General features: G+C 71.2%; 14 protein-coding genes. 1 reads left to right on the top strand and 13 read right to left on the bottom strand.

Annotated elements, in window-relative coordinates:
• Positions 1-13 precede the first annotated feature (13 nt).
• The 8 genes from D8M35_RS14110 to rplS all read right to left on the bottom strand — a co-directional run bounded on the left by D8M35_RS14110 (position 14) and on the right by rplS (position 5,360).
• Positions 14-493 (bottom strand): hypothetical protein, encoded by a 480-nt coding sequence (locus tag D8M35_RS14110; protein ID WP_126892417.1) that lies wholly within the window; start codon positions 491-493, stop codon positions 14-16.
• Complete coding sequence (locus tag D8M35_RS14105; protein WP_126892416.1) at positions 490-2,010, bottom strand: YifB family Mg chelatase-like AAA ATPase; 1,521 nt, start codon at positions 2,008-2,010, stop codon at positions 490-492. The genes D8M35_RS14110 and D8M35_RS14105 overlap by 4 nt, the downstream gene beginning before the upstream one ends.
• Positions 2,007-2,360 carry a YraN family protein gene (locus D8M35_RS14100; protein WP_126892415.1) on the bottom strand — a complete coding sequence of 118 codons (354 nt, stop codon included), beginning with the start codon at positions 2,358-2,360 and terminating at the stop codon, positions 2,007-2,009. The genes D8M35_RS14105 and D8M35_RS14100 overlap by 4 nt, the downstream gene beginning before the upstream one ends.
• 154 nt (positions 2,361-2,514) lie before the next feature.
• Positions 2,515-2,871 (bottom strand): Lsr2 family protein, encoded by a 357-nt coding sequence (locus tag D8M35_RS14095; RefSeq protein ID WP_126892414.1) that lies wholly within the window; start codon positions 2,869-2,871, stop codon positions 2,515-2,517.
• Between the two features lie 136 nt (positions 2,872-3,007).
• Positions 3,008-3,331: a DUF2469 family protein gene (locus D8M35_RS14090; protein WP_058730091.1), complete on the bottom strand. Its 324-nt coding sequence runs from the start codon at positions 3,329-3,331 to the stop codon at positions 3,008-3,010.
• A 47-nt stretch (positions 3,332-3,378) separates the two neighbouring features.
• Entirely contained in the window at positions 3,379-4,083 is a 705-nt protein-coding gene (locus D8M35_RS14085) for a ribonuclease HII (protein WP_174234756.1), read from the bottom strand.
• Positions 4,080-4,823 (bottom strand): signal peptidase I, encoded by a 744-nt coding sequence (lepB, locus tag D8M35_RS14080; protein WP_058730093.1) that lies wholly within the window; start codon positions 4,821-4,823, stop codon positions 4,080-4,082. The genes D8M35_RS14085 and lepB overlap by 4 nt, the downstream gene beginning before the upstream one ends.
• A 183-nt stretch (positions 4,824-5,006) precedes the next feature.
• Entirely contained in the window at positions 5,007-5,360 is a 354-nt protein-coding gene (gene rplS, locus D8M35_RS14075) for a 50S ribosomal protein L19 (RefSeq protein ID WP_058730094.1), read from the bottom strand.
• A gap of 164 nt (positions 5,361-5,524) precedes the next feature.
• Between rplS and map the strand changes: the two genes are divergently transcribed.
• Complete coding sequence (map, locus tag D8M35_RS14070) at positions 5,525-6,316, top strand: type I methionyl aminopeptidase (RefSeq protein WP_126892413.1); 792 nt, start codon at positions 5,525-5,527, stop codon at positions 6,314-6,316.
• Positions 6,317-6,488: 172 nt separating this feature from the next.
• Here the strand turns inward: map and trmD are convergent, their stop codons facing one another.
• From trmD to D8M35_RS14045, 5 genes are all read right to left on the bottom strand, one after another.
• The gene (trmD, locus tag D8M35_RS14065) at positions 6,489-7,181 is read right to left on the bottom strand and encodes a tRNA (guanosine(37)-N1)-methyltransferase TrmD (RefSeq protein WP_126892412.1); all 693 of its coding nucleotides are present in this window, start codon (positions 7,179-7,181) and stop codon (positions 6,489-6,491) included.
• Between the two features lie 2 nt (positions 7,182-7,183).
• The gene (rimM, locus tag D8M35_RS14060; protein ID WP_209823444.1) at positions 7,184-7,744 is read right to left on the bottom strand and encodes a ribosome maturation factor RimM; all 561 of its coding nucleotides are present in this window, start codon (positions 7,742-7,744) and stop codon (positions 7,184-7,186) included.
• 19 nt (positions 7,745-7,763) lie between these two features.
• Complete coding sequence (locus D8M35_RS14055; RefSeq protein WP_058730104.1) at positions 7,764-8,000, bottom strand: RNA-binding protein; 237 nt, start codon at positions 7,998-8,000, stop codon at positions 7,764-7,766.
• A 4-nt stretch (positions 8,001-8,004) separates the two neighbouring features.
• Positions 8,005-8,421 carry a 30S ribosomal protein S16 gene (gene rpsP / locus D8M35_RS14050; protein ID WP_066654835.1) on the bottom strand — a complete coding sequence of 139 codons (417 nt, stop codon included), beginning with the start codon at positions 8,419-8,421 and terminating at the stop codon, positions 8,005-8,007.
• A 183-nt stretch (positions 8,422-8,604) separates the two neighbouring features.
• Positions 8,605-9,334, bottom strand: a 730-nt coding sequence (locus tag D8M35_RS14045) for an FAD-dependent oxidoreductase (protein ID WP_161972675.1), incomplete at its 5' end; no start/stop codon positions are given.

The following is a 9,334-nucleotide window of genomic DNA, read 5'->3' as shown; positions in this document are numbered from 1 at the left end:
TTTCTTTTTTTTTTTATTCCACAGCCGCGCACGGAGACCTACACATAGGGCCCCCCTCTTTCCCTCCACGACGCTCTTCCGATCTGACGCCGGCCGGCCACGCTGCCGTGCCCGGGACGACGAGTCGCGCGCCGACCGTGCCCGCGGCGGCCAGCGTCGTCAGGACGTCCACCCGTCCGAGCCGCGGGCCCCACCGTTCGAGGGCGACCCGCAGCGTCCGGGCGAAGGACCCCGGGGACTCCGCACCGGGCACCTGTCGATCCGCGCATGCGTCGAGCAGGTTCCTCGGCCCGTCGTCGACGGCAGCGCGCACCAGCGCGAACGAACGCTCTGCTCCGAGCACCTGCACGAGCAGCCCGGCCACGGCATCACCGGGCTCGACGACGGTCGACCACGCCACCCGTGCCGCTGCCTCGACCGGGTCGACCGCGTCGGCACCGCCCGGACCGAGGGCTGCCGCGACCGTCCCGAGCAGGTCCTGCGCCTCGTTCACAGCGCACTCCGCAGCGCGAGCGCCTCGCGCACGTGCCGTGCACCCGGACGGTCGTCGCCCTGCAGGTCGGCGAGGGTCCAGGCGAGCCGCATGGTCCGGTCCCAGCCGCGCATCGTCAGCGTGCCGAGGTCGAGCGCCCGGTCGAGTGGCTCCGTGGCGCCCGGCTCCGAACGCCCCTGGCCGCGGAGCCAGGCGCCGGACACCTCGGCGTTCCGGGTCCACCCCGTGCCGGCGAGCCGAGTCCGCATCGCGCCCCGCGCCGCCTCGACCATCGCCCGTGCCGCAGCCGTGGTGGGGGTCGTCCCGTCCTCACCGCGGATGAGCCCGGTCGTCACCCGCGGGACGCGCACCCGGATGTCCATGCGGTCGAGCAGCGGCCCGGACATGCGGCCGAGGTACCGACGGACGGTCGCCGGCGGGCACTCGCACGGCTGCTGCACCGACCCGGCGTTGCCGCACGGGCACGGGTTCGCGGCGAGCACGACCTGGCAGCGTGCGGGGAACTCGGCGGCCCCGGCCGCGCGGTGGACGGTGATCCGACCGGACTCCAGCGGCTGTCGCAGTGCGTCCAGCACCGCGCGCGGGAACTCGGGTGCCTCGTCGAGGAACAGGACGCCCTGCGTCGCACGCGACACGGCTCCCGGCCGGACCGTTCCGGAGCCCCCGCCGATCAGGGACACCGCCGACGCCGAGTGGTGCGGGGCCTCCCACGGCGGCCTGGTCGTCCACGACGCGACACCGTGCCCGGCCACGGACCGGACGGCCGCGACCTCGAGGGCCGCGTCGTCGTCGAGGTCGGGGAGCAACCCGGGCAGCCGTTCGGCGAGCATCGTCTTGCCGGCACCCGGCGGTCCGACGAGCAGGGCGTGGTGGCCCCCGGCGGCAGCCGCCACGACCGCCCGGACGCCGGTGGGGTTGCCCACGACGTCGGCCAGTTCGGCGACGGGCGAGCGTTCCGGGAGCACCGGCGGAGCGGTGACCGGATCGACCTCGACCGGCGGCAGGAGCGCTCCGGCGTCGATCGCCGCGGCACGGAGCGAGTCCACGGCACGCACCTCCACGCCACGCACGAACCGCGCCTCGTCGAGGTTGCCCGCGGGCAGCACGACCCGCTCGGCTCCGGCGTCCCGTGCCGCGAGCAGCATCGGGACCACTCCGGGGACGGGTCGGACCCGACCGTCGAGCCCCAGCTCCCCGATGTACACGACCCGCTCGCTGACGCGGGGGGCGACCTCGGCCCCGGCGAGCACGGCCATGGCGATCGCGAGGTCGAACCCCGACCCGCGCTTCGGGATCGCCGCCGGCGTCAGGTTCACCGTGATCCGTCGGGCCGGGAGGGGCGCACCGGCGTTCGCCGCTGCTGCCCGCACCCGCTCCCGGGCCTCGCCCAACGAGGTGTCCGGCAGCCCGATGATGCTGAACGCGGGCAGCTGACTCGTCAGGTGCGCCTCGACCTCGATCCGCCGCCCGGTGACCCCGAGCAGGGCGACCGCCGCGGACCGGCCGATGCCGGTCACAGGATCCCCTCCAGGTGCTCGATCCCGAACACGTCCCCGGCGACGTGCACCGCCACCGCGTCGAGTCGGACGGCGGGGGCGTGCATGTCCGGGTGCGCGGCGAACCACATCGGCACCAGGCGTCGGAGCCGCGCGGTCTTCACCGCGGTGATCGCCTCGAAGGGGTGCCCCGTCGCCGTGCCCGCTCGCGTCTTGACCTCGATGAAGACCAGGGTCCGCCCGTGCCAGGCGACGACGTCGACCTCGCCCCGGGCACACCGCCAGTTCCGCTCCACCAACCGGTACCCGCGCGCCGTGAGCCATTCCACCGCGCGGTCCTCGCCGTACGCACCGAGTGTTCGTCGTTCCATGTCGTCGCCTCCACCGACGACGATGCGGCAATGCATCCCCGTGCCATCGGCCGCACACCAGAACTGTGGACGAGCAGTTGTGATGGAAATGCTGTGCAGGAATGACGAGACCCCGGACGCCGTCAGGGCATCCGGGGTCTCGTGCGATCGTGCGTCAGTGCGCGGCTGCGTACGCTTCCTGCACCTGGGTCGAGATACGGCCGCGGCTCGAGACCTCGTAGCCGTTCTCCTTGGCCCATTCGCGGATCTTCGCGAGTTCCTCGGAGTTCCCGCGCTTCGGCGCGGACTTCGGTGCAGAACCGTTGCTGCTGCCGGAACGACGACCGGAGACCTTCCGCGCCGCCGCGACGTAGTCGGAGATCGCTTCGCGGAACTTGTCGACGTTGTCGTCGGACAGGTCGATCTCGTAGTTCGAACCGTCGAACGCGAACTCGACGGTGCGGCCTTCGCCTGCGGCGATGGGCGAGTCGTCGAGGTCGTCGACGAGCTGGACGGTGACCTTCTGTGCCATGTCGTGCTCCTGGTGTGAGGGATTGTGGCCCCCGCGACGACGAGTCACGGGGAAAGCTTCCCCACCACCGTAGCGCGACAATTGCAGGAATGTGTTCGGAAAAGCACCCGAGTCGCAATTCCGAAGAAACTGTGGATCACTCGTCGAGTGCGAGTTCCTTGGGGAGTTCGAGTTCACGAGACGTGAGTTCCTCGACGTTCACGTCCTTGAACGTGAGCACGCGGACGGACTTCACGAAGCGATCCGAACGGTAGACGTCCCAGACCCACACGTCGTTCATCGTGAGTTCGAAGTAGAAGTCGTGCTCGGTGTCACGGCGGACGAGGTCGACCTCGTTCGCCAGGTAGAACCGCCGCTCGGTCTCGACCACGTACCGGAACTGCGACACGACGTCGCGGTACTCGCGGTACAGGGCAAGTTCGACCTCGCGGTCGTAGTCGTCGAATTCGTCGTCATCCATCGCCCGCACAGTCTACGGCGAGTCGAGCGGGCGTGGACGCAGCCCGATCAGCCCGCGACGGAGAGCTCGTCGAAGCCGTCGAGGGCGACGCTCGACGCCTGGTGCAGCCAGCTCTTCCGGTGCAGCGGGTGCGCGCCGACGGAGCGGATGCCGTCGTAGTGCGCAGTGGACCCGTACCCCTTGTTGGACGCCCAGCCGTAGTGCGGCGCGTCCTCGTGCGCGGCGACCATCAGGGCGTCCCGTTCGACCTTCGCCACGACCGACGCGGCAGCGACCGAGGCACAGTCACGGTCAGCCTTGACGCGCACCACGACGTCGAGTGGACCACCGTTGGCGACGAGGTCGGTGGGGACGGCTCGCGACAACCAGTCGAACGACCCGTCCAGCACCACGACGGCGTCGTCGAGGCACAGCCCGTCACGGACGAGGACGCCGAGTGCCGCCGCGCCTGCCTGCCCGAGCGCGGGCACGATCCCCTGCTGGTCCACCACGTCCGCCGACGCCATGCCCACGGCGGTGCGCGCCCACCGTCGGACGACCGGCACGAGTTCGGTGCGGCGAGCAGCGGACAGCAGCTTCGAGTCGGCGAGCCCCTGCGGCACCCGCCCGATGTCGAGCGTCACCGCCGCGACCCCGACGGCCACCGGGCCGGCGATGGCGCCGCGGCCGACCTCGTCCATGCCGATCACCGTCACCCGACCGGAGCCGAGCAGCTTCTTCTCGACCCGCAGCGAGGGCCGGACCGGGGTCACCGGTCCTTCTCCTCCACGCCCGCGAACACATCGGGGTAGTCGTCGAGCCAGGTCCACCGGCTGGTGGGCCACGAGATGACGAACGCCCTGCCGGTCACGTCCGACAGCGGCACGAAGCCCTTGGACGGCGTGTCCCGGTTGTAGCGGGAGTCCTTCGAGTCGTTCCGGTTGTCGCCCATCACCCAGATCGTGCCCTCCGGCACGGTGACGGAGAACGGGTCGGCCGACGCCGGCGCACCGCTGGGCAGCAGCGTGTACGGCTCCTTGAGCGGGACACCGTTCACCGACATCTGCCCGAGGTCGTTGCAGCACGTCACCTTGTCACCCGGCAGGCCGATCACCCGCTTGATCAGGTGGTCGTCGCTGTCGCCGGTCCCCAGACCGACCTGGGTGAGGAGCCAGTCGATCGCCTTCGCCGGCTGCGTCGTGGGCGCGACACTCGGCACGTCCGCGCCGCTCAGCCACCCGCCCGGGTCCTTGAAGACCACGACGTCGCCCCGCTTGAGCGACACCACGTCCGGCACGAGCTCGTTGACGATCACCCGGTCGTTGACCTGCAGCGTGTTCTCCATCGACTCCGACGGGATGTAGAACGACCGGATCAGGAACGTCTTCACGAGGAACGAGACGAGCAGTGCCGCGAGGAAGATGATGACGAGGTCCCGCAGGAACGTCAGGACGCCGTTGCCCTGCTTCTCGGCCCGTGGGCGGCGCCCCGATCCTTGCGTGGTGTCCGTCATGTCCGCTCTCGTTCACGAGCACGCTCGAGCAGCGTGCCGACCCACGCCCGCACTCGTCGGGCGTGGAAGACCCGGCGCCCCGTGGGGCGCGCTCAACGGGAAAGCCCCCCGTCGATGCACAACCGTACATCGGCGGGGGGCGTCCAGTGGAACCCGGCTCGCGGACCCTCACTGTGAAGGCGATCAGGCGTCGCGCTTCTCCTTGATCTTGCGGCGGGCCGCCTTGCCGCGGAGCTCGCGCAGGTAGTACAGCTTCGCGCGACGGACGTCACCGCGGGTGACGACCTCGATGTGGTCGATGATCGGCGAGTGCACCGGGAACCAGCGCTCGACGCCGACCTGGAAGCTCACCTTGCGGACCTTGAAGGTCTCGCCGAGGCCGTGGCCCTGACGGGCGATGACGACACCCTGGAACACCTGGACACGCGAACGCGTGCCCTCGATGATGTTGACGTGCACCTTGATGGTGTCGCCGGGGCGGAAGTCCGGGACGTCGGTGCGCAGGGACGCTGCGTCGACGTGGTCGAGGAGCTGCATGTTCGTTCACTCTCTGCGGACGCGCACGGGTCGCCGCGGATCGGTGTGTGGAAAGAAGTGTGCGTGCCCGGAATCGGCGACTCCCCCGTGGCAGAGTCCAGCCAGGGCACAGCGGTCCATCATGCCACAGGGACGCCCGCACGCAAAACGACCAGGATGGACGCATGATCGAACTCCGCACCCCCGCCGAGCTGGAGGGCCTGCGCGCCGCCGGCCGCTTCGTCGCCGACGTCCTCGACGAGCTGCTCGAGACCGTCGACGTCGGCGTGAACCTGCTCGACCTCGACCGCGTCGCCGCGGGGATGATCGCCGACCGCGGCGCGGTGAGCTGCTACGTCGACTACCACCCCTCGTTCGGCAACTCCCCCTTCGGCCGCAACCTGTGCACGTCGGTGAACGACGCAGCGCTCCACGGCCTGCCGTACGACCGCGTGCTCGTCGACGGCGACCTCGTCAGCCTCGACTTCGCCGCGAGTGTCGACGGCTGGGTCGCGGACTCCGCCGTCACGGTGCAGGTGGGCACGGCCCGCGACGAGGACCAGCGACTCGTCGAGACGGTCGAGCGCGCACTGGCCGCCGGCATCGAGCAGTTCCGGCCGGGCAACAAGCTCGGCGACGTCTCGTACGCCATCGGCCGGGTCGCGAAGGACGCCGGCTTCACCGTCAACACGCAGTTCGGCGGACACGGCGTCGGGCGCACCATGCACGGTGACCCGCACGTCCCGAACGACGGCCGCCCGGGCCGCGGCCTGAAGCTCCGCCCCGGTCTCGTGGTCGCGATCGAGCCGTGGCTCATGCAGGGCACCGACGAGCTGGTGCAGGACGAGGACGGCTGGACGCTGAAGAGCGTCGACGGCTCGCGCGCAGCGCACGTCGAGCACACGGTCGCGGTCACCGAAGCCGGTCCCGAGGTCCTCACCCTGCGTCGCGCCCAGCGCGCCGAGGCGACCGCCTGACGGACGGGAGGCGCGGTGCGGCCCCGCCCCGCGCCTCCCGTCCGGACACGTCCGCGGGAGCGACAGATCACTCCGAACAAGCGGCGGCAGCCTGTCGCTTCCGCGGTACGGACCGACAGCCGGGCAGCCAGACAGACAGGCTCGGCAGCGGGCAGCGGGCAGCGGGCAGGCGCTACGCGTCGGGCAGCAGGTCCGGACGGACCCGACGGGTCCGCTCCACCTGCTGCTCGTGCCGCCAGGCGGCGACGCGGGCATGGTGCCCGCTGAGCAGGACGTCCGGCACCTCGAGGTCCCGCCAGACCGAGGGCTTCGTGTACGAGGGGTACTCGAGCAGGCCGTCCTCGTGCGACTCCTCGACGAGCGACTCCGGGTTGCCGACGACGCCGGGGACGAGTCGGCCGACCGCCTCGATCATCGCCATCGCGGCGACCTCGCCGCCGTTCAGCACGTAGTCGCCCAGCGAGAGCTCGACGACCGAGCACCGTTCCGCAGCCCACGCGAACACGCGCGCGTCGATGCCCTCGTACCGCCCGCAGGCGAAGACGAGGTGGTCGTGCTCGGCGGCCAGTGACCGGGCGATCGACTGGCGGAAGGGGGTCCCGGCGGGGGTGGGGACCACGAGCGTCGACGACCCGTCCTCGCGGAGGATCGACGACAGTGCCTGCGCCCACGGCTCGGGCTTCATGACCATGCCGGCCCCACCGCCGTACGGGGTGTCGTCGACCGTGCGGTGCCGGTCGGTCGTCCAGTGCCGCAGGTCGTGCACGTGCACGTCGAGCAGCCCGTCGACGCGGGCCTTGCCGAGGAGCGAGACGTCGAGGACGGAGAAGAACTCCGGGAAGATCGTGACGATGTCGATCCGCACGATCAGCCCTGCGGGTCGGTCGGGGTGACCGTCTCGGGCCGCGAGGTGTCCTCGGGGTCCTCGAACAGTCCCGTCGGCGGCGTCACCGTGACGGTGCCCGCCGCGATGTCGACCGTCGGCACGATCGCCGAGACGAACGGCACCAGCACCTCGCCGCGCGACGGGGTGTCGATCGCGAGCAGGTCCTGTGCGGGCAGGTGGTCCACACGTGCGACCGTCCCGACCTCGACGCCGTCGCGGAGCACGCGCAGGCCGACCAGCTGGTGGTCGTACCAGGCGTCGTCCTCGCCGGTCTCGGCGTCGGCGTCCTGCTCCACCCAGAGGATCGCCCGCGCGAGGGACTCAGCAGCGGTGCGGTCCGCGACGCCCTCGAAGAAGGCGACCGGGTGGCCGTTGTACCAGCGGAGCTCGTCGATGGTCAGGGTCTTGCCCGACCACGGCGAGTCCGAGGGGACCTGGAGCGTGAACTCCGCCCCCGGCGTGAACCGACGATCCGGGTCGTCGGTGTAGAGCTCGAGCTTGATGCCGCCCTTGAGCCCGTGCGCCTTCGTGATGCGACCCACCCGGAGTTGGGTCGTCTCCCTAGGAATCGGTGTCGACCACGTCGACCCGCACCCGCTTGCCGTCGGCGAGAGCCGACACGAGGGTGCGGAGCGCCTTTGCGGTCCGTCCGGCGCGACCGATCACGCGACCGAGGTCCTCGGGGTGCACACGCACCTCGAGGACCTCGCCACGCGCAGAGGTGGAACTGGCGACGCGGACGTCGTCCGGGTGATCGACGATCCCCTTGACGAGGTGCGTCAGCGCAGAGTCGAGCAAGGAATCAGGCCTCGGTCGTCTCGGCGGCGTCGTCGGCCGACTCGGCCGGAGCGGCGGCGGGGGCCGTCTTCTCCGACTTCGGCTTCAGGACGGCCTTCTTGGCGGTGTCCGCGACGAAGGCCTGCTTCGGCTCGGCGACCTTGACGGTGGACTCGGTGTTGCCCTCGCCCTTGAACTTGCCCCAGTCGCCGGTGAGCTTGAGGAGCGCCGCGACCTGCTCGGTCGGCTGCGCGCCGACGCCGAGCCAGTAGAGCGCACGCTCGGACTCGATCTTGATGACCGAGGGCTCCTCGGTCGGATGGTACTGACCGATCTCCTCGATCACACGACCGTCGCGCTTGGTGCGCGAGTCGGCGACGACGATGCGGTAGTAGGGCGCACGGATCTTGCCGAGACGCTTGAGACGGATCTTGACAGCCACAATTACTCCTGTTGCGTGTTGTTGTGGTTGAACCGGAACCGCGGGCGTGGGGGCACGCGCGGTGGAAGCTCGAAGGAAGTCGCGACCTGCTGGATAGAGGGTCGAGCAGACGCGATTCGACCGTTCATTCTTGCAGGTTTCCGCCGGAGAAGCGAGCCGGGACGCGCCGTGGTCGCCGTGGTGTCACGGCGCGAGGGTACGGACCGCGTCGATCGCCTCGCTCGTGGCGCGGACCGCGTCGACGCTCCTGGCGTCGCGGGCACCACCGACGACGGCGTACGGCACCCCGGCGGCGGCCAGGCCCGGTGCGAGCCCCGCTCCGGCGACGCCCTCGGCGACGACGCCTTCGGTGACACCCTCGACCGCGGGCGAGCGTTCCTGTCCGGCGCACACCACGACGTGGTCGGCGGGCACCGCGGTCTCCCGACCGTCCTCGTCGCGGATCCACAGCGTGCCGGGCTCGATGCGCAGGTACTCCTGCACCCCGCCGATCATCCGCACCCCCGCGTCGCGGAGCCGCCCGACGGCCACCCAGCGGGACGTGATGCCGATCCCCTGGCCGAACTTCCCGGACCGTCGGAGCACCGTCACGTCGGCACCGGTCCGGAGCGTCCGTCCCACCGCGGGCAGCCGTTGCGGGACGTCGCCGACCAGGTCGTCGGCCACGGTGACGTCCCACCGCGCGGCGAACTCCGCCGCACGCACGGCCTCGTCGGGCGACTCGACCAGGAAGGCCGCGGTGTCGACGCCGATGCCACCGCCGCCGATCACCGCCACGGTGCCCGGCGGCACCCCGTCGCGCAGGGCGTCCTCGTAGGACACCACGTGCGGCAGCTCGGCGCCCGGCACGGCGAGGCGTCGCGGGACCGGTCGCCGCGACCGTGGCGCTGGTCGAGGTCGCGGGCACCACCGT

Source organism: Curtobacterium sp. HSID17257 (genome assembly GCF_003989515.1).
Classification (GTDB): Bacteria; Actinomycetota; Actinomycetes; order Actinomycetales; family Microbacteriaceae; genus Curtobacterium.
This window is presented reverse-complemented; position numbering and strand designations above follow the sequence as displayed.

Coding starts and splice junctions, on each gene's coding strand:
- D8M35_RS14100 (WP_126892415.1), bottom strand. CDS start 2,360: ATGGAACGACGAACACTCGGTGCGTACGGCGAGGACCGCGCGGTGGAA.
- D8M35_RS14095 (WP_126892414.1), bottom strand. CDS start 2,871: ATGGCACAGAAGGTCACCGTCCAGCTCGTCGACGACCTCGACGACTCG.
- rplS (WP_058730094.1), bottom strand. CDS start 5,360: ATGCAGCTCCTCGACCACGTCGACGCAGCGTCCCTGCGCACCGACGTC.
- D8M35_RS14090 (WP_058730091.1), bottom strand. CDS start 3,331: ATGGATGACGACGAATTCGACGACTACGACCGCGAGGTCGAACTTGCC.
- lepB (WP_058730093.1), bottom strand. CDS start 4,823: ATGACGGACACCACGCAAGGATCGGGGCGCCGCCCACGGGCCGAGAAG.
- map (WP_126892413.1), top strand. CDS start 5,525: ATGATCGAACTCCGCACCCCCGCCGAGCTGGAGGGCCTGCGCGCCGCC.